The following is a 21,876-nucleotide window of genomic DNA, read 5'->3' as shown; positions in this document are numbered from 1 at the left end:
ATGGACCGCGAGGAGGTCGATCGTGCGCTCGCGCGGCTGGGAGCCGAGCACGAGGCGATCGAGACCTCGCTGCTCGCGCTCCAGGACCACGCGGGACGCCGGCTGCTGGAGGGCGCCGAGCTGTCCGGTACGACCAAGGAGCGCTGGGCCGCCGCCGAGCAGGCGATCTCGCTGCTGTGGGCGCACTTCGACGCGTACACCGGCGCGCTGGGCTCGGCCCGGGAGATCCGGGCCCGCCGCCGCTCGCCGGGCGCGACGGAGCTGGCCGAGCTGACGGCGCTGCTGCGGGACCACGGCGTCACCATCGCGCCGGGTGCCGCGGCGCTGCCGCGTACCCTCGCCGGCGGCTATCCGGCGTCGCTGACGGGTCCTGCGCGGCTGTCGGAGTCGCTGAAGCTGGACGAGCTGGTGGAGCGGATGAACCGGTGGTACGCGGAGGTGATCGACGTCGTCGCGGCGGCGGACTCCGTGTGGTCGGCGCTGCCCGCGCGCATCGACATGCTCGCCGCCGAGCTGCAGCGCACCCGGTCGCTGGCGCACTCCGTCGGCGTACGTTCCGGGGAGCACCCGGCGGGCGACGACCTGGAGCGGATCACCGCGGAACTGGCCTCGTTGCGCGACGAGGTGGTGCGCGACCCGCTGGCGTTCTGGTCCCGGCCCGCGGGGCGCAGCCCCGGTGCGGCGCCCGGCGGCGGCACGCCGGACACCGCGCGCTACGACGCGGCGGCGCGCGGCGTCGAGGACGTGCGCCGGGAGATCGACGCCGTGTTGCACGTCCGGCAGGACGCGGAGGAGCGGCTGATCAGGGTGCGCGACGTGCTGTCGCGCGCGGACCGTACGCTGGGCGAGGCGCGGCGGGCGCGCGGCGAGGTGCTGGCGAAGATAGCGGCGTCCGAGGTGCCGGCGGTCAGCGGTCCGCCGACCGCGCTGAACGAGCAGTTGGCCAACGCGGTCGAGTTCCGCAGGCGCGCCCAGTGGCACCGGCTCTCGCCGCTGCTGGAGAGCCTGGAGCAGCGGGCCGAGGAGGAGTTGCTACGGGCGCGGGAGTCGCTGACGGCGGTGACCGCGCCGCTGGCCGTGCGCGCGGAGCTGCGCGGCCGGCTGGACGCGTACAAGGCGAAGGTGGCCCGGCACGGCTTCGCAGAGGACCGCATCCTGATGGAGCGGTACGACGCGGCGCGCCGGCTGCTGTGGTCGGCGCCCTGCGATCTGATCGCGGCGGAGCAGGCGGTGCTGCGCTACCAGCGGGCCACGGCGGAGGTGCTCGCGGGGCAGGGGGCACCGCCCTCGCACGCTCGGCGCGCCGAGAGGGACGACCGGCCCGGGGGCACGGCGTGAGGCTGGACGGAACGGAGTTGGGGGAGTCATGAGCAACGCGCAGGCATGTCAGCGGCCGGGCTGCGGAGGCACGTACGAGGACGTCGGCGGCGGCGAGCTGTACTGCGACACCTGCGGGCTCGCCCCCGTCGTCTCGCCAGACGGCGTGGTCGGCTCGGCGCCCACCGGGGTGACGGGGCACCGCCGCGGCAGCCGGGGCAGCTCGTCGTCGAGCGGTTCCAGCGCGTCCAGCCGGTCGAGCAGCACCTCGCGGAGCAGTTCGCGGGCGTCGCGCCGGTCGGTGTCCGGGCGGCTGTCGCGCGCGCTGACCGGGCAGTCGACGGGCCGTTCCGTCTCGGTGAAGAGCTCGCGCACGTCCGCGGTGGCCTCCCGCGGCAAGCTGGGCGCGGGCCTGGTGACGGTGCCGGAGGTGCCGCGGCCCGACCCGCGCACGGCGGTGCTGGCGAACCCCGAGGTGCCCGAGCGCAAGCGGTACTGCAGCCGCAGCGAGTGCGGGGCGCCGGTGGGCCGTTCACGGGGCGGGCGGCCGGGGCGTACGGAGGGCTTCTGCACCAAGTGCGGGCAGCCGTACTCCTTCGTGCCCAAGCTCCAGGAGGGCGACATCGTCCACGGGCAGTACCAGGTCGCGGGCTGCCTCGCGCATGGCGGACTGGGTTGGATCTACCTGGCCATCGACCGCGCGGTGGCCGACCGCTGGGTGGTCCTGAAGGGCCTGCTGAACACCGGTGACGAGGACGCCATCGCGGCGGCCGTCTCCGAGCGCCGCTTCCTCGCGGAGATCGAGCACGCGGGCATCGTGCGCATCTACAACTTCGTCGAGCACCTCGACCAGCGCACCGGCAGCCTCGACGGCTACATCGTCATGGAGTACGTCGGCGGCAAGTCGATGAAGGAGATCGCCAACGAGCGGCGCACGCCGGACGGCAAGCGCGACCCGCTGCCGGTCGAGGTGGCGTGCGCGTACGGCATCGAGGCGCTGGAGGCGCTCGGCCACCTGCACAGCCGCAACCTGCTGTACTGCGACTTCAAGGTCGACAACGCCATCCAGCAGGGCGACCAGCTCAAGCTGATCGACATGGGCGCGGTGCGCCGCATGGACGACGACGAGTCCGCGATCTTCGGCACGGTGGGCTACCAGGCGCCGGAGGTGGCCGACGCCGGCCCGTCCATCGCCTCCGACCTGTACACGGTGGCGCGCACGCTGGCCGTGCTGACCTTCGACTTCCAGGGCTACACCAACGTCTTCGTCGACACCCTGCCCGACCCCGACTCGATCGACGTCTTCAACCGGTACGAGTCCTTCTACCGCCTGCTCGTCCGCGCCACAGACCCCGACCCCGCCCGCCGGTTCGCCTCGGCCGCGGAGATGTCCGAGCAACTGACGGGCGTGCTGCGGGAGGTCGTGGCGCTGCAGACGGGCAAGCCGCAGCCGGCGCTGTCCACGCTCTTCGGCCCCGAGCTGCGGGTGGTGGACAGCGAGCTGTTCCCGCCGCCGACCGGCGAGACCTCGCAGCTCGGCGCCCGGCCCGTCAACAAGCGCGAGCGCGCGGCGCGGGCCGCGGGCAACGGCGTCGCGGCGCTGCCGCCCGCGCAGGGCGTACCGCCGCAGTTGCCCGGCGGCGGGCAGGGGATGGGCACGCAGGTGGCGCTGCCCGCGCAGATCGCGGACACGCTGCCGCTGGACTCCCCCGCGGCGGCGCTGGCGCTGCCGGTGCCGCGGGTGAGCCCCAGCGACCCCAACGCGGGCTTCCTCGCCGGCCTGCTGGCGTCCGCGCCGGCGGAGCTGACCGCGGCGCTGTCCAACGCGCCGACGGACTCCATCGAACTGCAGTTGCGCCGGGTCCGCGCCCATCTGGAGCTGGGCGACCTGGCGGCGACCGGCTCCGCGCTGACCGAGCTGGGCGAGCAGCACCCCGACGACTGGCGGATCGTCTGGTACCGCGGGCTCCAGGCCCTGGCCACCCGCGACTTCGAGACCGCCGCGCTGTCCTTCGACGCGATCTACGACGCCTTCCCCGGCGAGCCCGCGCCGAAGCTGGCGCTGGGCATCTGCGCCGAGGTGCTGGGCCAGTTGGACAACGCCACCGAGTACTACCGGCTGGTGTGGACGACCGACCCGGCCTACGTCAGCGCCGCGTTCGGGCTCGCCCGGGTGCGGCTCGCCGCCGCCGACAGGTCCGGTGCGGTACGGGCGCTGGAGTCCGTACCGGAGGCGTCGATCCACTACACCGCGGCGCGAATCGCGACGATCAGGGCCCGGCTGCGCCAGCGCGCCCCGCAGGAGCCGCTGCTGACCGATCTGCAGGCGGCCGGTACGCAGGTGGAGCGGCTGCAGGACGTGGGCCTGGACGCGGGCCGCAGAGCCCGGCTCTCCACGGAGGTGCTGGGCAGCGCGCTGGACTGGGTGCTGACCGGCCGCACCGGGACCGGCGCGGTCCCGGCCGCCCCCGCGGGTCCGCCGCAGCCGGCGCTGCTGGGGTGCACGCTGGACGAGGACGGGCTGCGGTCCGGTCTGGAAAACTCCTTCCGGGTGCTGGCCCGTCTCGCACAGCACGGCCATGAGCGGATCGACATGGTCGAACGGGCCAACCGCTACCGGCCGAAGACCTGGGTATGAGAGGAAAGCCCATGGCGAACACACCTCCCGTATCCCAACTGAACTCGTGCCCCTCGTGCGAGGAGCCGCTGGAGGAGGGTGACCTGTTCTGCGGGGCGTGCGGCGCGGATCTCGCCGCGCCCGCGCCCGCGGCGGCCGCGCCGGCGGCCGCGGCACCCGCGGCGGGTCCCAACGGCGCCGCGCCCGCCGCGGGCGCGCCGCCCGCCGGCCGGGCCGCCGCGCCGGACAGCCGGTCTTCCGAGGCGCAGCGCACCGGCAGTTACCGCATCGCGGGCCCCGGGGCCGCGCCGCAGGGCGGCGGGGACTCCGGTGAGTTCCTGCACGACGCGCCCGCGGAGGATCCGGATCACTACCGCATCGCCGAGCCGGTGGCGCCGCAGGGCGCCGACCCGCGCGCGGCGCTCGGCACCGCCGCCCCCGACGCCCCGGCCGCCGCCGAGGCGCCGGCCGCGGGGCCCGTGCCGCCCGGGCGGCGCTGCATCGCGTGCCGTACGGGCGCGATCGACGTCGACGGCTACTGCGAGCGCTGCGGCCACGCGCAGCCGCGCGAGCGGGACCACATGGAGCACGAGGTGGAGGGCGTCGCCGCGGTCAGCGACCGGGGCCTGCGCCACCACCGCAACGAGGACTTCTTCGCCATCGCGGAGACCCTCCTGCCCAACGGCGCGCCCGCGACGGTCGCCGTCGTCTGCGACGGCGTGTCCTCCGCCGGCCGCCCGGACGAGGCGTCCGCCGCCGCCAGCGTCGCCGCGGGGGCGTCGCTGCGGGCCACGCTGGGCCGCGGGCTGCACCCGCAGCAGGCGATGCACGAGGCGCTGCTGGCCGCCGCGGGCTCGGTCAACGAACTGGCCGCGCAGCACTCGCCGCTGAGCCACCAGAACGCACCGGCCTGCACGATCGTCAGCGCGGTGATCGCCGGCGGCATCCTGACCGTCGGCTGGGTCGGGGACTCCCGCGCGTACTGGGTGCCGGACGACCGCGCCGCGCCGTCCGCCCGGCTCACCGAGGACGACTCGTGGGCCGCCCAGATGGTCGCCGCCGGGCTGATGTCCGAGGCGGACGCGTACGCGGACGAGCGCGCGCACGCGATCACCGGCTGGCTGGGCGCGGACGCGCACGAACTCGACCCGCACACGGCCTCGTTCAAGCCGGACGGGCCGGGCGTGGTGATCGTGTGCACCGACGGACTGTGGAACTACGCCGAGGCCGCGGCGGAACTGGCCGCCGCGGTGCCGCCGGACGCCGCGACCCGGCCGCTGCACGCGGCCCAGGTGCTCGTCGGCCACGCGCTGGACGGGGGCGGCCACGACAACGTAACAGTGGCGGTGCTCCCGTTCCCCGGCCCGGCGGGCGGGGCAGGCCCTTCGTGATGGAGGGGGGACGCGAGGGGGTTTGATCCGCCACGGGGGGCGGCGCGCGTAACGTAGTCAGCCTCTCTTGCCCGGTGAATTGTCTACATAGATCTAAATACCAGCAGTGGGAGGGGACGAGATGGCCAACTTCTCGAAGTCGAACGCGCCGGAGTTCTCGGTCGAGGTCTACCAGAACGAGTACCTGCCCGAGGGCGGCCGCGAGGTCAACGCGATCGTCACCGTCGCCTCGACGGGCGGCGGCACGACGGGCGGCATGCCGCTGCCCGCCGCCGATCCGGCGCGGATGCAGTTCGGTTCGGCGGGTCCCGACGCGGGCGTGGTGATCATGGTCGACTGCTCGGGTTCGATGGACTATCCCCCCACCAAGATGCGCAACGCCAGGGACGCCACCGCCGCCGCGATCGAGACGGTACGCGACGGCGTCGCGTTCGCCGTCGTCGCCGGCACCCACGTGGCCCGCGAGGTCTACCCCGGCGGCGGCCGGCTCGCGGTCGCCGACGCCGCGACCCGTACGGAGGCCAAGGAGGCGCTGCGCAAGCTGAGCGCCGGCGGCGGCACGGCGATCGGCACCTGGCTGCGGCTCGCGGACAAGCTGCTGGGCTCCTCCGAGGTGGCGATCCGGCACGGCATCCTGCTCACCGACGGCCGCAACGAGCACGAGTCGCCGGAGGACCTGCGGGCCGCGCTCGACGCCTGCGCCGGCCGGTTCACCTGCGACGCCCGCGGCGTCGGCACGGACTGGGAGGTCAAGGAGGTGACCGGCATCGCCTCCGCGCTGCTCGGCACCGCCGACATCGTGGCCGACCCGGCCGGCCTGGCCGCGGACTTCACGCAGATGATGGAGACCGCGATGGGCAAGGAGGTCGCGGACGTGGCGCTGCGGCTGTGGACGCCGCAGGGCTCGGTCATAAAGTTCGTCAAGCAGGTCGCCCCCACGGTCGAGGAGCTGACCGAGCGGCGTACGGAGGCCGGCCCGCGCGCCGGCGACTACCCCACGGGCTCGTGGGGCGACGAGTCCCGCGACTACCACGTCTGCGTCGAGGTGCCCCCCGCCTCCGTGGGCCAAGAGATGCTCGCCGCCCGCGTCTCGCTGATCCTGCCGCGCCCCGACGGCAGCGCGCAGACCCTCTCCCAGGGGCTGATCCGCGCGGTGTGGACGGACGACATGGCGGCCTCGACCCGTATCAACGCGCAGGTCGCGCACTACACGGGCCAGGCCGAACTCGCCCAGGTCATCCAGGCGGGACTCGAGGACCGCAAGGCCGGCGACATGGACGGCGCCACGGCCAAGCTGGGGCGCGCGGTCCAGCTCGCGAGCGCCTCCGGCAACGCGGACACCGCAAAGCTACTGTCGAAGGTGGTGGACGTGGTGGACGCGGCGAGCGGTACTGTGCGTCTGAAGGCCAAGGTCGCGGAGGCCGACGAGATGACACTGGAGACACGGTCGACGAAGACCGTCCGCGTCAAGAAGTGACGAGAGTGAGACAGGGGGATCCACCGAGATGGCGACCTGCCCGAACGGTCACCCGTCAGGAGCCGAGGACTGGTGCGAGGTGTGCGGTATCCGCATGCCGGGCGCCGTCCCGCCACCGGCCGCCCAGGTCCCGCCGCCGGGCCCGGGGGGCTACGGCTACCCCGGTCCCCCCGCCGGTGAGCCCACCCAGGCCGCGGAGCCCTGCCCGTCGTGCGGCACGCCCCGGGAGGGGCAGGCGCAGTTCTGTGAGGAGTGCCGGTACAACTTCGTCACCCAGAGCGCCCAGCCGTACGTGCCGCCGACGATGGCCCAGGGCTTCTCGCAGGGCTTCCACCCGCAGCACCCGCAGGGGCTGACGTACCAGCCCTCGGGACCCTCGCAGGTCCACCGCGGGCCCGAGCCGCTGGGCCCGGACACCGGCGCGGCGCAGGCGCCGCCGCCTCCGCCGCCCCCGCCACCGCCGCCCGGCCCCGGGCTCGGCGTGCCGCCGCAGGCGCCGCCGCAGCAGGACCCGCGGATGGGCGGCGACTTCGTGATCACGCCGCCCAGTTCCGCGCAGCCGCCGCCGCAGCACATGCAGCACGGCCAGCACGGCCAGCACGGGCAGCACGGGCAGCACGGCCAGCAGTTCCCGGGCCAGGGACCGCCGCCGCAGCATGTCGGCATGGGCTGGGTGGCGGTCGTCGCGCCGGACCGGGAGTACTTCGCGGCGATGATGTCGCGCAGCGGTCCCGAGGCGCACGGGCTGAACCTGCCGGCGTACTCGCCCGAGCAGAAGGTGCCGCTGGTCGGGCCGCAGATCGCGATCGGCCGCAAACGGCAGTCGACGGGTGAGGTGCCCGACATCGACCTCGCCAGACCGCCCGAGGACCCCGGCGTCTCGCACAAGCACGCGATGCTCGTGGAGCAGCCGGAGGGCGGCTGGGCGGTGGTCGACCAGAACAGCACCAACGGCACGACCGTCAACGGCGCGGCCGACCCGATCCAGCCCTTCGTCCCCGTACCGCTCAAAGAGGGCGACCGGGTGCACGTCGGCGCGTGGACGACGATCCGCATCGAGCGGGGCTAGCCGCCCGTTCCTCCCGCAGGCCCCCGAAGGCCCGGTGCCGAATCTTTCCGAGCCTGACGGCAGAGGCGATGTCGTACGGACCCCATCCCGTACGCCACCGCCGGAACCCGCACCACCGCACCACCCCGCACCACGGCCGCCTCAACGGCGAGGCGCCCTCAGCGGCTGATCGGCCGGTCCCCGGCCGCGCCGTGCGGCACCAGATCGAGTTGCACCCGGTGCGTACCCACCCGGGTCGCGGATCCCCCGGCGCCCGCCTCCACCACGCCGAGCCGCAGCGACAGCCGCCCCTCTCCCGTACGGTGCAACTCCACCGCGAACTCCAGGCTCACCCGGTCCAGCCGGAACCGCCAGTCGCTCCGCTCCCCTTCGCGCTCCGCCTTCGCCAACTCCCGCCGCACCTCGGCGATCGCGTCCGCCAGCCCCACCAACTCGTCGCCCTGCGCCTCGTGCGCCATCAGTGAGCCCCCTTCACCTCATGACTATCTGTCATTGAGCCGTGCCAGAGTGTAGAGGGGAGCCGCCGGGAGCGTTATCGTCAGCCGTCATGGGGGATCGGGCTGCCGCGGAGGGAAACGGCTGGCGGCTGCGGCTGCGCGCCGGCGGCAGGGTGCTGGGCGCGGGCATCCTCATCGCCCCCGACCGGGCCCTGACCTCGGCACACGCCCTCGACGGCACCGACGGCGAGCTGACCGTCGACTACGCCGACTACCGCGGCGCCGTCGCGCCCAGCCGGGCCCGCCCGCTGCCCGGCTCCGTCAGGCCCTGCGGCACGGAACCGGCCGACGGCGACGTCGCGCTGCTGTCCCTCGACCCGCCCCGCGCCGGGGCCCGCCCCGCCCCGCTGCGCCGCATCCCCCGCTACACCGGCGCGAAGGTGCTCATCGGCGGCTTCCCCGCGAGGGGCGACGAGGGGTTATGGGTACGGGCCCGGGTGGAGGGCCCGTACGGCGCCTGGTGGCAACTGACGCCGGAGAACCAGGTGATGGTCCTCGAAGCGGGCTTCAGCGGCGCGGGCGTCGCCTACGCCCAGTTGGACCAGGTCTCCCCCGAGCCGCCGCCCGAGGTCCTGGGCATGGTCGTCAGCCGGTTCTACGACGACGGGCAGGTGCCGCAGTTCGAGAAGCGGCACGGGCACATGATCCCGCTGGACCGGATCGCGGAGCTGCTGCCGGAGGTGGACCGGCTCATCGGCGGGCCCGCGCCGCGCGACCCCGCGCTCTCCGCGGTCGTACCGGCCCGCCCCGGCACCGGCGCGGACGCCGGGCTGGCCGCGCGGCTGGCCGGCTGGGCCGCGGGCGCCGGGCCGCCGGTGCTGATCGCCACCGCGCCCGAGGGCTCCGCCCGGGACCTCGCCTTCACCGCCGGTCTCGACCGGGTGGAGATCGCCCTGGACGCCGCCGGGAGCAGGGCGGACGACCTCGCGTACGCGCTGGGCGAGCGGCTGCGGCTGCCGGAGCCGTACGGCAGCGCCTTCACGGCCTGGCTGCGCGGCGGCGGCCCGCGGCCCGCCCTGCGCGACTCGGGCCGGCAGCTCGACCTGCCGGTCAGGGTCGCCGTGGCCGGGGCCGACACCGCGGCGGAGCCGGTCGCGGCCCTCGGCGTGCTGACGCAGTTGGCGGCGCTGGGCGTCCGGCTGCTGGTGGTACTGCGCCGCCCCGGCACCGAGTTCCTGAAGGAGGCGGAGCGGCGGGTGGAGTGCCCGGCGCTGCGCGCGTACGCCCGCGGGCTGGTCCGCCGGGTGATCGCCCTGGAGCGCGGTCGGCCGGGACCGCGGGTGGCCAACGCCCGCAACGCCGCACTCACCGCGCACGACTGCGCCCGCGACCCGGTGGCGGTGCTCCGCGAGCTGACCGAGCGGCTGCGCGCGGACATCGCCCGTCTGGAGGGGCCCCGATGACGGACCCCGGCGTACGGACCGGCTGCCCGCACCGGCTGTTCTCCGGCGCCCGCTGCACCGGCGAGCTGCTGCCCGCCGGCTACTGCACGGGCTGCGGCCGGCACCGCGACGCGCCGCGGCTGCCGGAGCCCGACGGCGGCCCGGCGCAGCCGCTGGTGCTGCCGGAACTGCCCGCGGAGGATGCGTACGACTCGGTGATCCCGGAGAACGCCCCGCTGGCGTACGGCAAGCGCTGCGGCAACAAGGCGTGCGGCGCCCTGCTCGCCCCGCCGCTGGTGGAGCCGCCCGTGCCCAACGAGGGCCACTGCCCGGCCTGCGGGCACCGCTACTCGTTCGTGCCGCGGCTGCGCGAGGGCGACATGCTCGGCCAGTACCGGGTGCTCGGCTGCCTGGCCCACGGCGGCCAGGGCTGGGTCCACCTCGCCGAGAACACCCGCCTCGAAGACACCCAGGTCGCGGTGAAGGAGCTGCTGAACCGGCACGACAAGCAGTTGGCCGAGCTGGCGGAGAGCGAACGCCGCTACCTCATCGCGCTCGACCACCCGGACATCGTGCGGATCCTCGACTATCTCCGCGAGGAGCGCGGCGGCACCGAGCAGCCGATGAACTACATCGTCATGGAGTACGTCGGCAGCAACACCCTGGAGAAGATCGTCACGGAGGTGCGGCGCGGCCGGCGCGGGCTCGACATAGAGGAGGTCATCACCTACGGCTGCCGGATCCTCGACGCGCTCGACCACCTGCACCGGCGCAAGGACCCCATCGGGCCGCTGGCGTACTGCGACATGAAGCCGTCCAACGTCATCCACCACCGCGACGGGCTCAAGGTCATCGACCTCGGCGGCGTCCGCCGCATCAGCGAGGCCACCGCGCCCGTGCGCACCGCGGGCTACGCCGCGCCGGAGGTCGACCGCACCGGGCCGACCGTCGCGCACGACCTGCACACCGTCGGCCGTACGCTCCAGGAGCTGGCCCGCTTCGCCGCCACCCGCGACATCCCCGGCACCGGCATCACGTCGTTCCGGTACGTCGTGCGGTGCGCCACGGCGCCCGAGCCGGGCGACCGGTTCGCCTCCGCCGCCGAGATGAGCGAGCAACTGCGCGGCGTGCTGCGGGAGATCCGGGCACTGCGCGCCAAGCCCGACCGGCCGGAGCCGTCCGCCCTGTTCGTACCGACGCGGCGGCTGCTCGACGCCGGCCTCGGCCAACTGCCGCCGCTGCGCCGCTGGCTGGAGCGGCCGGCGCCGCGGCGGGGCCCGCGGCAGGTGTCCGAGCCGCTGGACACCCGCCCGCCCGCGGCGGGCGACGTGGCGGCGGCGCTGCCCGTGCCCAGACCGCACGCGGAGGACGGCCAGCGCGGCCTGTTCGGGCTGTCGTCGACCCATCCGGGCAGGAAGCTGCACCAGCCGGCGGACGACCCGTCCGCCGAGATCTGTTTCCACAACGTACGGATGCATCTGCAGGCCGTGCCGGCGCCCGCGCTCGCGGAGGCGGCGGCGGAGCTGGCCGAGGCGCGCGAGATCCTGGCCGGCAGCCCGCACCGGACCTGGCAACTCGACTGGTACGAGGGGCTGCTCGACCTGGTACGGGCGCAGGCCGCCGCGGACGGCGGCGGGACCCGGGTCCTCCCGGAGGGTGAACAGGGCCCGGGCGACGCGGTGTCACCCGAAGTGGCGGCGCTGAACCGGGCCTTCGGCCACTACGAGGCGGTCTACCGGCGGCTGCCCGGCGAGTACGCGCCGAAGCTGGCGCTCGGCTACTGCGCCGAGCGGCTGGCCGCCGCCGCGGCGGCCGCCCCGGCCGGGACGGCCGGCGGGCGCACGCCGGAGGAGCTGCGCCGGATCGCCACCGACCACTACCGCACCGTCTGGTACCGCAACCGCATGCAGGGCAACGGGGCGTTCGGCCTGGCCCGGCTCGCGCTCGCCCGCGGCAGCCGGCAGGAGGCGGTCGACGTGCTGGACAACATGCCGATGGACTCCCCCGACCACGGCGCCGCGTGGATCGCGACCCTGCGGGTCTCGGCCGCCCGGCTGGGTGCCGGCGGCCCGGCGCTGCCGCCGCTCGCCGAGATCGGCAGGGCCCGCGCGCGGCTCGCCGACGCCGCGGACACCGGCAGCGCGGCGCCGCTCCATCTGGCGCAGGAGCACGGGCTGCTGCTGGAGGCGGAGTTCCTGGAGTGGGCGCTGGACCTGGTCACGGGGCCGGACGCGGCGGGCGGCGGCGACGGCTTCCCGTACCGCCGGCTCTTCGGCGAGCCGTACCGGCCGCGCGCCGGCGAACGCCCCCTGCCCCGCGCGCTGCCGTCCCGCCCGGCCGCCGCCCGCGACACCCCCGAGCGGACCATCCGGCTGCTGCTCGCCGCCTGCTACCGGAAGCTGTCCCGGCACTGCCGGGACGACGACCGCGCGAAGCTCATCGAGCTGCACAACGCGGTCCGCCCGCCCACCGTCGTCTGACCCGCCACCTGGAGGCGCATCCCGATGGACACGCTGCGGTTCGGCGTCACGCTGGCGGACGCGGCGGAAGCGCAGCACCGGCTGCGCGCCGACGCGGCCGCGCACACCGTCGACAGCACCGTGGAGATCACCGCGGAGGCCGCGGGCGGGCCGCTCCCCGCGGCCGCGGACACCGGCGTCATCGTGGCCCTGGACTTCGCGCCGCAGCGGCTGGCGGAGACCCGCCGGGCGGTGGCCGCGGCGATCACGGCGCTGCCGGACGGCGTGGCCTTCGCGGTGCTGCACGGCGGCGGCACGCCGCGGATCTGCTACCCGTACGACGCCGGCGAAGTCTGGGCGTACGCGGACGACATCAGCCGGAACACCGCGCGCTTCGAGGCGGAGCGGCTGCTGCCCGCCGGCGGCGCGGCCACCGCGGGCGGCGGCACCGGGGGCTACGCGGCGTGGCTCGACGCCGCCCGCGCGCACGTCGCCAGGCAGCCGCGCCGGATCGCCCACCTGCTCGTGATCACCGACGGCCGCGGCCACGACGACGGCCGCCTCGACGCCGCGATCGACGCCTGCGCCGAGGTCCTGACGTGCGACGTCATCGGCGTCGGCGACGACTGGGAACCGGCGCTGCCGGCCCGGATCGCGACCCGGCTGCACGGCCGGGCGGAACTGGCGGAGGGCGCGGAGCCGCTGGCCGCCCGGCTCGCGGACATCGCCCGGCGGCTGCGCGCGACGCGGGTGCCGGCGGTGCCGGTCGAGGTGCGGCTGCGTACCGGCGTGACGCTGCGGTCCTTCCGCGAGGCGGCCCCCGTCAGCCGGGAGCTGCGGCCCGACCCGCACCCCGTGGGCGCGGACCCGTGGCGGCATGTCTTCAGCACCCGGCTGTGGGACGCGGGCACCCGCCGCTACATCCTGTCCTTCGAGGCCCGCCCGGACGGCGATCCCGCGGCCGGGCGGGAGGCCGACATGCTGGAGGCCGACCTGCTGCTGGCCCAGGTCGCGCTTGGTCCCGGGGTCGCGGCGCTGCCGGGGCGGGCGGCGGCGGTGGTGCGGGTGCGCTGGTCGTACGACGCGGCTCCCGGCCGGGTGCGGGCCCGCGGCGCCAGCGCGACGTACCTGCTGCGCGACGACCTGGCCGAGGCGTTCAACGCGGGCTGCACCGCCATCTCCCGCGGCGATCTGCGCACGGCGGCGGAGATGCTGGGCGCGGCGGCGAAGCTCGCGTACGCGCTCAGGGACCGGGACTTCCTCGACCACGACCTGAACCGCGTCGCCGAGGTGCTGGACGCGGCCAACGGCGTCGTACGGGTACGGGCGGACGCCGCGGTCGACCGGCCCGCGGTGCTGCGCAGCCGGCTGTCGCGCGGCCAGGACCGCCCCCTGGACACGGCCCCGCCCGCGCCCGCCGGCATCCCCTGCCCCGCCCCCGGCTGCGGCCGGCTCGCCACCGCCGCGGCCGCGTTCTGCGTCGCCTGCGGCGCCCGGCTGGCGGCCGCCGGAAGCCCGGGATGAGGGCGCGGCTGCGGCGGCTGCTGCGCGCGCTGCTGCTCCCGGAGACCGTCAAGTTCCGGCTGCTGCGCCACCTGGCGGCGGTACTGGTGCTGGGCGCGGTCGGCAGCACCGCGCTGCTCGTCTCGTACGACACCGTGCACCGCGTGCCGGCGGAGCTGCAGGCGCGCTCGGTGCCGGCGGTGCAGGACGCGGTGGCGTTCCGCAAGGCGCTGGACGAGGCGGACACCCAGGTGCACCGCTCGTACGTGGACGGGCTCATGGACACCGTGGGGCCGGGCGAGCGCTACCAGCAGCAGAGCGGCGCCGCCGCGCAGGCGCTGTCGCGGCTGTCCGACCGGCAGATCGAGGGCGACGACGGCCGCCGGGTCGTCGAGGTGCTGAACGTCCTGCACAAGGCGTACCAGGACGCCGTCAACGAGGCCGCCTTCTACCGCGGCCCGGAGAACCGGCTGATGCGCGAGCAGAAGCTGCGCGAGGCGGAAACGGTACTGCGGCGCGAACTCACGGGCATCCAGCCGCGGCTGGAGGAGCTCCAGCGCGCTCAGCTCGCGAGCATCGAGGACGAGACGGACGTGACCGCCGCGGAGAAGGCCGGCTGGATGGTCGCCGTGACGGCGCTGCTGCTGCTCGCGCTGGTGCTGCTGCTGGCCTGGCGGGTGCTGTGGCGGTGCTGCGGACGGCTGTTCAGCGGCTGGCTGGCGGTGGCGCTGGTGCTCGTCGGCCTCCTCGCCGCGCTGCCGCTCGCGGCGACGTACGGCACCCAGGAGAAGCTGGACGCCGTCCACGGCGCGCTGGTCCGCGTCGAGCGCACCGACGCGCAGGACCGCATCGACGCCGAGGCCGCGACCGTGCGCGAGAAGATCGCGTCCACGTCGGCGGCGACCCGTGCGCTGCCGTGGCTGGCGGCGGGCTGCGGGGTGGCGGTCGTGTGCGCCGCGGGCGGGCTGCTGTGGCGGCTGTACGACGACTACGGGAGGGACTAGCCGTGCTCCGGACGTCCCGGCTGCGCCGGGTCCTCGTGGCGGGGGTCGCGACGGCCGTGCTCGCGGGCTGCGTCGGCGGCCAGCCGCCGGTCGACGAGGCGGTGGACCGCCCGGTCACCGTGCTCGGGCCGTGGACGGGCACGCAGGCCAAGACGTTCGAGGACCTGCTGAGGAGCCAGGGCTTCGACTACGTCTACCAGGGCACCGCCGCGCAGCGCGAGGTGCTGCTCTCCCAGGCGCAGGCAGGCACCCCGCCGGACATCGTGATCATGCCGGGCCCCGGCGAGCTGGCGGAGTACGCGGCCGAGGGCCGGCTCGAACCGCTCGACGGGCGGGGGCTGTACCCGCGGGAGCAGTACCACGCCCCGTGGATCCCGCGGGCCACCGGGAAGTCCGGCGAGCGCGTGTACTGGGTGCCGGTGCGCGCGGCGCTGAAGAGCATCGTCTGGTACCGGGCGGCCAACGGCAGGCCGGAGACCGTCGGCGCCCGGGAGTGGTGCGTGGGCATGGGCGACGACGGCGCGGCCGGCTGGCCGGGCAGCGACTGGATCGAGGACCTGCTGCTCCAGACCGCCGGGCCGCGGACGTACGCCCGCTGGGCGCGCGGCGAGCTGGAGTGGACGGCCGAGCCCGTCGTACGGGCCTGGACGGCGTGGGGGACGCTGATGAAGTCGGAGGGCACCGGGCCCGCGCGCTGGGCGCTGCTCAACGACTACCGGGGCGCCGACGGGAAGGACGGGCTGCTGTTCGGCGGGCGGGTGGAGACCGACGAGCGGTGCGTGGCCGAGCACCAGGGCTCGTTCGCCCGCGACCTGTACGGGGATGCCGCCGGCCGGGCGGACTACCTGCCCTCGACGCCGTTCCTGCCGGACACGACGGCGGCGCGCGGGCGGGAGGTGAGCGGGGACTTCGCGGCGCTCTTCGACGACCGGGCCAAGGCGCTGGAGGTGTTCCGGTTCCTCGCCTCGCTGAAGGGGCAGCGGGCCTGGGCCGACTTCTCGGAGTCGCCGGTGTACAGCGCCAACTCCGAGCGCGGCACGCCGCGTTCCGCCGACGCGGTGACGCGGCGGATCGTCCGCGACCTGGAGGACACCGCCCTGCCGCGCTGCCTGGACGCCTCCGACGTGATGCCGCCGGCGGTGCGCGACGCGTTCTGGAACGCGGCGCTGCAGTACCTGGCCGCGGACGGGCTCGACCCGCTGCCGTGGCTGCGGAACATCCAGAAGGTGCAGGAGTTCGAGGAGCGGCGGCCCTGGATGACGGGCATCTGCGGCTGACCCGCGCGCGTACCACCCCCGAACTGCGAAAACGGCAGCACCCCGCCCCTCCCGGAAGAAGCGTTCCGCCGTTAGGGTCGGCTCCATGACCGCCGCGATCTCCGTCACCGGCCTGCGCAAGCGCTACGGCGGCGTGCGCGCCGTCGACGGGGTGAGCTTCGAGGTCCGCGAGGGCGAGTTCTTCGGGCTGCTGGGGCCGAACGGCGCCGGCAAGACCACCACCCTGGAGATGGTCGAGGGCCTGCGCCGCCCCGACGAGGGCCGGGCGGTGCTGCTCGGCGAGCCGTCCTGGCCGCGCAACCAGGCGCTGCTGCGGCGCATCGGCGTCCAGCTCCAGGCGTCCGCGTTCTTCGAGAAGCTCACCGCCCGCGAGCAGATACGCACCTTCGCCTCCCTCTACGGCATCCCCGACGAGCGGGCCGACGCGATGCTCGCCGAGGTCGGCCTCACCGAGAAGGCCGGCACCCGCGAGGACAAGCTCTCCGGCGGCCAGGCGCAGCGGCTGTCGATCGCCTGCGCGCTGGTGCACGACCCCGAGCTGGTCTTCCTCGACGAGCCGACCACGGGACTCGACCCGCAGGCCCGGCGCAACCTGTGGGACCTGCTGCGCGGCATCAACGCCGCGGGCCGCACCGTGGTGCTGACCACGCACTACATGGACGAGGCCGAGGTGCTCTGCGACCGCGTCGCGGTGATGGACGCGGGCCGCATCCTGCGCGTCGGGAAGCCCGCCGAGCTGGCCGCGGAGCTGGAAGTGGACTCGCTGGAGGACGTCTTCCTGCAGTTGACCGGGCGGGAGTACCGCGAGTGAAGCCGTTCGTCAGCCTGTCGAAGGCCATGGCCCTGGGGCTGCTGCGCGACCGGGCCTCCGTGTTCTTCATCCTGGTCTTCCCGCTCATGTTCCTCGCCCTCTTCGGCGTGCTCTTCAAGGACGCGGGCGTCTCCCGCGCCACGGTGGTGCAGGTCGGGGCGGTCGAGGTGTTCGACGAGATGCCGGCGAAGGCGCGGGCCGGCCTCGACGAGGTGCTGGAGATCGAGAAGTCCGGGGACCGGGCGGAGGCGCTGGCGAAGGTACGGGACGGGGACGCGGACGCCGCCGTGTGGGAGGAGCCGGGCGGCAAGGTGCAGATGCGGGTCTCGGCCGCCGACCCGGTGCAGGCGGGCAGCGTCGGCGGGGTCCTCAGGTCGGTCGTGGACCAGGCGAGCATCGCGGCGACCGGGCAGCCGCCCGCGTACACGCTGACCGGCGGGCAGGTCGAGGACGAGTCGCTGCAGGCCATCCAGTACTTCACCCCCGGGCTGCTGGGCTGGGCGGTGGCGATGGGCGGGGTGTTCAGCGCCGCGCTCGGGCTGGTGAGCTGGCGCAAGAAGCGCATCCTGCGGCGGCTGTGGCTGGCGCCGGTGCGCGCCGGCCCGGTGATCTCCGCCCGCCTCGGCGTGAACATGCTGCTGGCGTTCGGCCAGACCGCGATCTTCCTGCTGGTGGCCACGGTGCCGTACTACGGGCTGAAGCTGACCGGCGACTGGTGGCTGGTGATCCCGCTGGTGGCCTGCGGGAGCGTGGCGTTCATGTCGATCGGCTTCGCGATCGGCGCGTGGGCGAAGACCGAGGACGCCGCCAACGGGCTGGCACAGATCATCGTGCTGCCGATGGCCTTCCTGTCCGGTTCGTTCTTCCCGCTCGACGAGGCGCCGCCGTGGGTGCGGACGATCTCCGAGGCGCTGCCGCTGAAGCACCTGGTGCAGGCGATGCAGGACGTGCTGACGCGCGGCGGGAGCTGGTCGGACGCGCTGCCGACGATGGGCGTGCTGCTGCTGACGGCGGCGGTGTTCACGGCGCTGGCGCACCGGTTCTTCCGCTGGGACGCGGCGTAGCTCCGGGCCCCGGCACACAGCCCGACTGCCGCCTCCGGTCAACCTCAGTGAAGCGTCGCCTTTTGCGCCCAGCCGTGGAGAGAGACCTGTGGGCCGTTCTCCAGGTACCGGTGCAGCGCGCTGGCGGTGGTCTCGGCGAAGTCTTCCGGGAGGGAATCGATATCGATCCAGCTCACCTGGGCATGTTTGCGGGGCTCACGGTTCTCCGCCACGCCGGTCCATGTGTCAGCGGTGAAGACGATGGTCAGGAAACCGCTGGGAGCTTCCACTCCCCAGGCACCGTGGATCACGTGGGCCACCTGGAGTTCCTCAGGGTCTACTGTGACGCCGGTCTCCTCGTACAACTCGCGCACAGCGGTTGCGGTGATGGGCTCTCCGGGCTCGGATTTCCCGACCGGCAGGTCCCACTTCCCGCGGGCGAACTTGGCATGTAGGCCGCGCTGTAGAAGGAGGACCCGGTTGGTTGCCTTGTCATGGACGATGACAGCCGCGACGAGCAGCGTCATGGAGTCGGTGGCGGGCCGGAGAGCGCGTGGGTGATCGTCGGTGTGGTTGCCGGGCGTGCGACCGCCGTTCACCTTCTTGGCCACAGACGTGGGGATCTCCATCACTCTCGGACATCGAACTTGCCGTCTCGAACGTCGGCGAGAAAGCCCGCGACCGAGGACTCGGGGAAGATCAGCGCGGGAGCCTCCGGGTCCTTCGAGTCCCGGAAGGCCCGCATGCCGGCGAATGGTACGGCTGTCAGAGCAGCGACCTCGACACACTGCCCGTTGGAGTCTCCGCTATAGGAAGACTTTCTCCAGGCGAGGCCAGTCTGCTCAGCAATGCGGGTGTAGCCGGTTATCATGGCTCCCCTTTGAGTTGCGAACGGGACGGACTAGAGCACGTCGAGCTCTTCCCTCTTGACGGCCGCGATGAAACCGCTGAACGCCTCGGAAGTGAACAGCAAGGCTGGGCCTTCGGGGTCCTTCGAGTCGCGAACCGCTATGCGGCCATGCGTCTGGGTCACGTCGGCGCACTCGACGCACTGGCTTTCACTTCCTCCGCTGCGTGAGGACTTCCTCCAGACAGCGTCCTCCAGCTCCGATGCCATGAGGGCACGCCCGATCTTCGTAGTCACTTGCGCAGTCCTTCCAGGTAGTCACTGAGAACTTCCCGCGATTTGTCTACGGGGAGTGCGATATCGGCGATGGCCGCAAACTCCTTGCCCAGGAAGCTCACCTGCTCCACGTCGTCGATGTGGCTGCCACCAAGCGAGTTGTCCACACTCGCCACCTTCACCCACGGGTGCCGGTAGGACAGGACGGTGATGGCGCCCAAGGATCCGAACGTTGGATGGGCCGTGAGCGGAATCAGTTGAAGATCGACGTTCGTCATCTGCGAAGCGTCGAGAAGTTTGCGGATCTGGTCCCGCATGATTGCCGGCCCTGATTCGAACTTGGCATGCAGCGCCGACTCCGGCACCAGAGCGTGCAGCGTCGTTGCCTTGCTGAGCACGGCCTGACGCGCCAGACGGATCGACACCAGCATTTCGGCATGGGCCGGCGACACCGTCGTGGGCCTGCGGGTGATCATTTCCCGCATGTACCCCGGGGACTGGAGCAACCCGGGCACGATCACCGGGTGTTGGATCTGGAGCGTCTGGGCCTCGGCTTCCAACTCGATGAAGTCGAGGTAGTTCCGGCCGATGCGACGGGCGTAGGCGGCCCACCAGCCTTCACCGACGGGTTCTTCGGCGGCCCGCGCGACCTCGTCCACGCCGGCCGGGTCGTCCACCCCCAACTTGCCGCAGAACGCCCGGACATCGTCCCCAGAGATCCGGTACGTCCCACGCAGGATGCGGCTCAGCCTCGTGGTGTCCCACCCCATGAGCCTCGCGGCGTCGCCTGACTTCATCGGCTCCATCCACCGACGCAACTGACCGCCAACTCGCCGACGTTTGATGGTCGGCGTTGCTCTCTTCTGCGCCATGGCAGCAGTGTGACACGTCGGCGATTCCACTCGCTATGGACACATACGCTCGATCCTTTTGTGAGTCGGTTGTTCGTGTTGCAACCTGACCGCCAAAAGGCGCATGCTTTGAGCCCAACGAGAAACGCCTGCACGGCGATTCCTGATCGTTGGGCAGTCCACCCTGCACTCCCCAGAGCAAGGAGCGTGGTGATGACGTCACTCAACCCCGTCGAGGTGCCCCACGGCGAGCAAGATGCGCCGCGAACCAGGGACTTACGACATGACGTGGCGCCGCTCCCGGCGTCGGTCCCCGAAGGGTGGATGCGCTCATGATCCGGGAGCGGGCCGCGAGCGCCGCGGCCGTCACCCACGACCTCCTCGCGGTTCGGGCAGCCGTGCGGCGCGACCGGCGGCGGGCCTCCGCCGTATTGCCCGGGGGCTCAGCGACAACGCCCGAGTGTGCGCGGGGCATTGTCCGGTCGTGGCTGGCCGCCTGGCAGGTCCCGCCCGAGCCGGCCGACGACACCGTGTTGATCGCCAGCGAGCTGACGACCAACGCAGCGGTGCACACGGATAGTTCGCAGATCGTCGTGGCGGTCCAGATCACCGGCCGGGAGCTGCGGCGGCTGACGGTCAGGGTGATCGACCAGGGTCCGTCCTCGCCGGGCTGGATCGATCGCCACACCGACCGCACCCGGGCCACGGCCCGGGGCGACGCGCTCGCCGTCTCCGGGCGCGGGCTGTTCCTGGTGGGAGAACTGGCCGATCGGTGGGGCGCGGTCCGGAGGCTTACCGGGACCAGCGTATGGGCACAACTGGCCCTCCCCGCGACCACGGGGACGCGCGGCGGTGGGCGGTGAACCGCTTCCGTGACGTGCTCGTGAGGGTCCGGTGGGTCCTGGCGGAGACCCCGGCCTGCCGCGAGTGCCCCGCGCTGTACCGGCAGGTCCACGCCTGGCAACCGCCGCCGCGCGAGCTGACGCCGGCGGAGGAGGAACGCATCGCCGACAAGGTCGCTCACCGGCCGGAGGCCCACGTGCTCTTTCCTCCCGAACGCGCGGACCGCGAGTTCCGCGAGGCCCTGCACCGGGTCCTGCGCCGGGCCGCGGGCCGGCGTCCCGTTCCGCCCGCTCCATACGACGAGACGAGTACAGAATGACCAACGGCAGGTTCGAAGCCACGGCCGGGCAGCAGCGGGTGCCGTCAGGAGTCCGCCCCGAGCGTCCGAACCGCCCCCCGGCGGTCCACGTCACGAGCTTCACCTACAGGCACGGCCCCATCCCCGTCGCGGACATCACGCTCGACCTGCGCCAGTTCGGCGAAACCGCGCAACTGAAGCCGGACGACCTCACCAACGGAACCCGCTGCGACACCTGCACCCCCCTGGCACCGGAAGCGGACGGCCTGCCCGAGCTGATCGAGGGGGTCGTCCCCGTGGTCAGCGCGTACCGAACCGGACCGGGCGACGGACCGGTCACCGTAGCGGTGGGCGGCTCGGACGGCCACCTGCCCGCAACCGTCGCCACCGCGCTGCAACGGCGCCTGGCCCGCCACGTCCACGCAACGCTGGCACACCACAAGCCCGAGGCAGCCGGCCACGACTGATGCCGCAGGCGGTCCGACGACCCCCCGCCGCCCGCTGCGGGTGTCGCCCGTGCAGCGGGGTGCTGAGCTGCTACGTGGTGTGGGTGCGGCCCGGGTGCGGGGGTACGGCGCCGGGCTTGCGGTGCTGCGTGAGGTGGGCCGGTGTACGTGGGCGCGGCGTCGGGGTGGGCGGTGGTGCGTAGGTGGGCCGGTGGACGGGGGTGGCGGCGAAGGGAAAAGGGGCGACGTTGGGGCTCCCCCCGGGCCACCCCGCTTTTGACGGTGCGGGCCTGCGTCCGGTGTCAAGGCGCTCCTCTCCGCTTCGCTGCGAGGAGCGTCGCTTCGCGATGGGGCTTCGCCCCACCCTTGACACCGGACTCCGGCCCGAAAGGCTTGGCGGCTACGGGTGGCCCGGAGGGAGCGGGCACCCTCGAACGGGACTACGGAGGCGGAGCCCCGCGGACGGGG

At 74.0% G+C, this 21,876-nt stretch carries 20 protein-coding genes; 15 read left to right on the top strand and 5 right to left on the bottom strand.

Translation table 11 applies throughout. The annotated features are described in order from the left end of the window. The 5 genes from ACFYVJ_RS25075 (at nucleotide 1) to ACFYVJ_RS25055 (ending at nucleotide 7,871) form a co-directional block, all read left to right on the top strand. Entirely contained in the window at nucleotides 1-1,338 is a 1,338-nt protein-coding gene (locus tag ACFYVJ_RS25075) for a hypothetical protein (protein WP_388895762.1), read from the top strand. A 28-nt stretch (nucleotides 1,339-1,366) separates the two neighbouring features. Continuing rightward, nucleotides 1,367-3,955 carry a tetratricopeptide repeat protein gene (locus ACFYVJ_RS25070; protein WP_388895497.1) on the top strand — a complete coding sequence of 863 codons (2,589 nt, stop codon included), beginning with the start codon at nucleotides 1,367-1,369 and terminating at the stop codon, nucleotides 3,953-3,955. Between the two features lie 11 nt (nucleotides 3,956-3,966). Beyond that, nucleotides 3,967-5,325, top strand: a complete 1,359-nt coding sequence (locus tag ACFYVJ_RS25065; RefSeq protein ID WP_388895494.1) for a PP2C family serine/threonine-protein phosphatase — start codon at nucleotides 3,967-3,969, stop codon at nucleotides 5,323-5,325. A gap of 121 nt (nucleotides 5,326-5,446) precedes the next feature. Continuing rightward, complete coding sequence (locus ACFYVJ_RS25060) at nucleotides 5,447-6,802, top strand: VWA domain-containing protein (protein ID WP_101424484.1); 1,356 nt, start codon at nucleotides 5,447-5,449, stop codon at nucleotides 6,800-6,802. Between the two features lie 79 nt (nucleotides 6,803-6,881). Further along, a complete protein-coding gene (locus ACFYVJ_RS25055; protein WP_388895759.1) occupies nucleotides 6,882-7,871 on the top strand; it encodes an FHA domain-containing protein in 990 nt (329 codons plus the stop codon). A 158-nt stretch (nucleotides 7,872-8,029) separates the two neighbouring features. On the opposite strand, the gene ACFYVJ_RS25050 is transcribed toward ACFYVJ_RS25055, so the two are convergent. Further along, nucleotides 8,030-8,329, bottom strand: a complete 300-nt coding sequence (locus ACFYVJ_RS25050; RefSeq protein ID WP_388895491.1) for a trypco2 family protein — start codon at nucleotides 8,327-8,329, stop codon at nucleotides 8,030-8,032. Nucleotides 8,330-8,418: 89 nt separating this feature from the next. On the opposite strand from ACFYVJ_RS25050, the gene ACFYVJ_RS25045 reads away from it, so the two are divergent. The 7 genes from ACFYVJ_RS25045 (at nucleotide 8,419) to ACFYVJ_RS25015 (ending at nucleotide 17,868) form a co-directional block, all read left to right on the top strand. Beyond that, on the top strand, nucleotides 8,419-9,771 hold the full coding sequence (locus ACFYVJ_RS25045) for a serine protease (protein WP_388895488.1): 1,353 nt from the start codon (nucleotides 8,419-8,421) through the stop codon (nucleotides 9,769-9,771). Then, the gene (locus tag ACFYVJ_RS25040; RefSeq protein ID WP_388895485.1) at nucleotides 9,768-12,230 is read left to right on the top strand and encodes a tetratricopeptide repeat protein; all 2,463 of its coding nucleotides are present in this window, start codon (nucleotides 9,768-9,770) and stop codon (nucleotides 12,228-12,230) included. The genes ACFYVJ_RS25045 and ACFYVJ_RS25040 overlap by 4 nt, the downstream gene beginning before the upstream one ends. Nucleotides 12,231-12,254: 24 nt before the next feature. Then, a complete protein-coding gene (locus ACFYVJ_RS25035) occupies nucleotides 12,255-13,733 on the top strand; it encodes a hypothetical protein (protein ID WP_388895481.1) in 1,479 nt (492 codons plus the stop codon). Then, a complete protein-coding gene (locus ACFYVJ_RS25030; RefSeq protein WP_388895478.1) occupies nucleotides 13,730-14,716 on the top strand; it encodes a hypothetical protein in 987 nt (328 codons plus the stop codon). Before ACFYVJ_RS25035 ends, ACFYVJ_RS25030 begins: the two co-directional genes overlap by 4 nt. 2 nt (nucleotides 14,717-14,718) lie before the next feature. Beyond that, the gene (locus ACFYVJ_RS25025; protein ID WP_388895475.1) at nucleotides 14,719-15,993 is read left to right on the top strand and encodes an extracellular solute-binding protein; all 1,275 of its coding nucleotides are present in this window, start codon (nucleotides 14,719-14,721) and stop codon (nucleotides 15,991-15,993) included. An 85-nt stretch (nucleotides 15,994-16,078) separates the two neighbouring features. Continuing rightward, a complete protein-coding gene (locus tag ACFYVJ_RS25020) occupies nucleotides 16,079-16,804 on the top strand; it encodes an ABC transporter ATP-binding protein (protein ID WP_388895472.1) in 726 nt (241 codons plus the stop codon). Then, nucleotides 16,801-17,868 carry an ABC transporter permease gene (locus ACFYVJ_RS25015; RefSeq protein WP_388895470.1) on the top strand — a complete coding sequence of 356 codons (1,068 nt, stop codon included), beginning with the start codon at nucleotides 16,801-16,803 and terminating at the stop codon, nucleotides 17,866-17,868. The genes ACFYVJ_RS25020 and ACFYVJ_RS25015 overlap by 4 nt, the downstream gene beginning before the upstream one ends. A gap of 44 nt (nucleotides 17,869-17,912) precedes the next feature. On the opposite strand, the gene ACFYVJ_RS25010 is transcribed toward ACFYVJ_RS25015, so the two are convergent. The 4 genes from ACFYVJ_RS25010 to ACFYVJ_RS24995 all read right to left on the bottom strand — a co-directional run bounded on the left by ACFYVJ_RS25010 (nucleotide 17,913) and on the right by ACFYVJ_RS24995 (nucleotide 19,842). After that, entirely contained in the window at nucleotides 17,913-18,374 is a 462-nt protein-coding gene (locus ACFYVJ_RS25010) for an NUDIX domain-containing protein (RefSeq protein WP_388895757.1), read from the bottom strand. A 101-nt stretch (nucleotides 18,375-18,475) separates the two neighbouring features. Continuing rightward, entirely contained in the window at nucleotides 18,476-18,718 is a 243-nt protein-coding gene (locus ACFYVJ_RS25005) for a DUF397 domain-containing protein (protein WP_388895467.1), read from the bottom strand. 30 nt (nucleotides 18,719-18,748) lie between these two features. Further along, nucleotides 18,749-18,991 (bottom strand): DUF397 domain-containing protein, encoded by a 243-nt coding sequence (locus ACFYVJ_RS25000; RefSeq protein WP_388895465.1) that lies wholly within the window; start codon nucleotides 18,989-18,991, stop codon nucleotides 18,749-18,751. Then, a complete protein-coding gene (locus tag ACFYVJ_RS24995; RefSeq protein WP_388895462.1) occupies nucleotides 18,988-19,842 on the bottom strand; it encodes a helix-turn-helix domain-containing protein in 855 nt (284 codons plus the stop codon). Before ACFYVJ_RS24995 ends, ACFYVJ_RS25000 begins: the two co-directional genes overlap by 4 nt. A 311-nt stretch (nucleotides 19,843-20,153) precedes the next feature. On the opposite strand from ACFYVJ_RS24995, the gene ACFYVJ_RS24990 reads away from it, so the two are divergent. Genes ACFYVJ_RS24990 through ACFYVJ_RS24980 form a run of 3 tightly spaced genes read left to right on the top strand, consistent with a single transcriptional unit; the run spans nucleotide 20,154 to nucleotide 21,429 of the window. After that, the gene (locus tag ACFYVJ_RS24990; RefSeq protein ID WP_388895460.1) at nucleotides 20,154-20,684 is read left to right on the top strand and encodes an ATP-binding protein; all 531 of its coding nucleotides are present in this window, start codon (nucleotides 20,154-20,156) and stop codon (nucleotides 20,682-20,684) included. Nucleotides 20,685-20,698: 14 nt separating this feature from the next. Then, nucleotides 20,699-20,983 (top strand): hypothetical protein, encoded by a 285-nt coding sequence (locus tag ACFYVJ_RS24985; protein WP_388895457.1) that lies wholly within the window; start codon nucleotides 20,699-20,701, stop codon nucleotides 20,981-20,983. Beyond that, complete coding sequence (locus ACFYVJ_RS24980; RefSeq protein WP_388895454.1) at nucleotides 20,980-21,429, top strand: hypothetical protein; 450 nt, start codon at nucleotides 20,980-20,982, stop codon at nucleotides 21,427-21,429. The genes ACFYVJ_RS24985 and ACFYVJ_RS24980 overlap by 4 nt, the downstream gene beginning before the upstream one ends. Nucleotides 21,430-21,876 lie beyond the last annotated feature (447 nt).

This window comes from Streptomyces sp. NPDC004134, assembly GCF_042874195.1.
In the GTDB taxonomy this organism is placed as follows: domain Bacteria; phylum Actinomycetota; class Actinomycetes; order Streptomycetales; family Streptomycetaceae; genus Streptomyces.
The sequence above is the reverse complement of the archived record's forward strand: the minus strand, read 5'-3'. Positions and strand labels throughout refer to the sequence as shown.

Coding starts and splice junctions, on each gene's coding strand:
- ACFYVJ_RS25075 (WP_388895762.1), top strand. CDS start 1: ATGGACCGCGAGGAGGTCGATCGTGCGCTCGCGCGGCTGGGAGCCGAG.
- ACFYVJ_RS25070 (WP_388895497.1), top strand. CDS start 1,367: ATGAGCAACGCGCAGGCATGTCAGCGGCCGGGCTGCGGAGGCACGTAC.
- ACFYVJ_RS25065 (WP_388895494.1), top strand. CDS start 3,967: ATGGCGAACACACCTCCCGTATCCCAACTGAACTCGTGCCCCTCGTGC.
- ACFYVJ_RS25060 (WP_101424484.1), top strand. CDS start 5,447: ATGGCCAACTTCTCGAAGTCGAACGCGCCGGAGTTCTCGGTCGAGGTC.
- ACFYVJ_RS25050 (WP_388895491.1), bottom strand. CDS start 8,329: ATGGCGCACGAGGCGCAGGGCGACGAGTTGGTGGGGCTGGCGGACGCG.
- ACFYVJ_RS25045 (WP_388895488.1), top strand. CDS start 8,419: ATGGGGGATCGGGCTGCCGCGGAGGGAAACGGCTGGCGGCTGCGGCTG.
- ACFYVJ_RS25040 (WP_388895485.1), top strand. CDS start 9,768: ATGACGGACCCCGGCGTACGGACCGGCTGCCCGCACCGGCTGTTCTCC.
- ACFYVJ_RS25035 (WP_388895481.1), top strand. CDS start 12,255: ATGGACACGCTGCGGTTCGGCGTCACGCTGGCGGACGCGGCGGAAGCG.
- ACFYVJ_RS25030 (WP_388895478.1), top strand. CDS start 13,730: ATGAGGGCGCGGCTGCGGCGGCTGCTGCGCGCGCTGCTGCTCCCGGAG.
- ACFYVJ_RS25020 (WP_388895472.1), top strand. CDS start 16,079: ATGACCGCCGCGATCTCCGTCACCGGCCTGCGCAAGCGCTACGGCGGC.
- ACFYVJ_RS25010 (WP_388895757.1), bottom strand. CDS start 18,374: ATGACGCTGCTCGTCGCGGCTGTCATCGTCCATGACAAGGCAACCAAC.
- ACFYVJ_RS25005 (WP_388895467.1), bottom strand. CDS start 18,718: ATGATAACCGGCTACACCCGCATTGCTGAGCAGACTGGCCTCGCCTGG.
- ACFYVJ_RS24995 (WP_388895462.1), bottom strand. CDS start 19,842: ATGGCGCAGAAGAGAGCAACGCCGACCATCAAACGTCGGCGAGTTGGC.
- ACFYVJ_RS24990 (WP_388895460.1), top strand. CDS start 20,154: ATGATCCGGGAGCGGGCCGCGAGCGCCGCGGCCGTCACCCACGACCTC.
- ACFYVJ_RS24980 (WP_388895454.1), top strand. CDS start 20,980: ATGACCAACGGCAGGTTCGAAGCCACGGCCGGGCAGCAGCGGGTGCCG.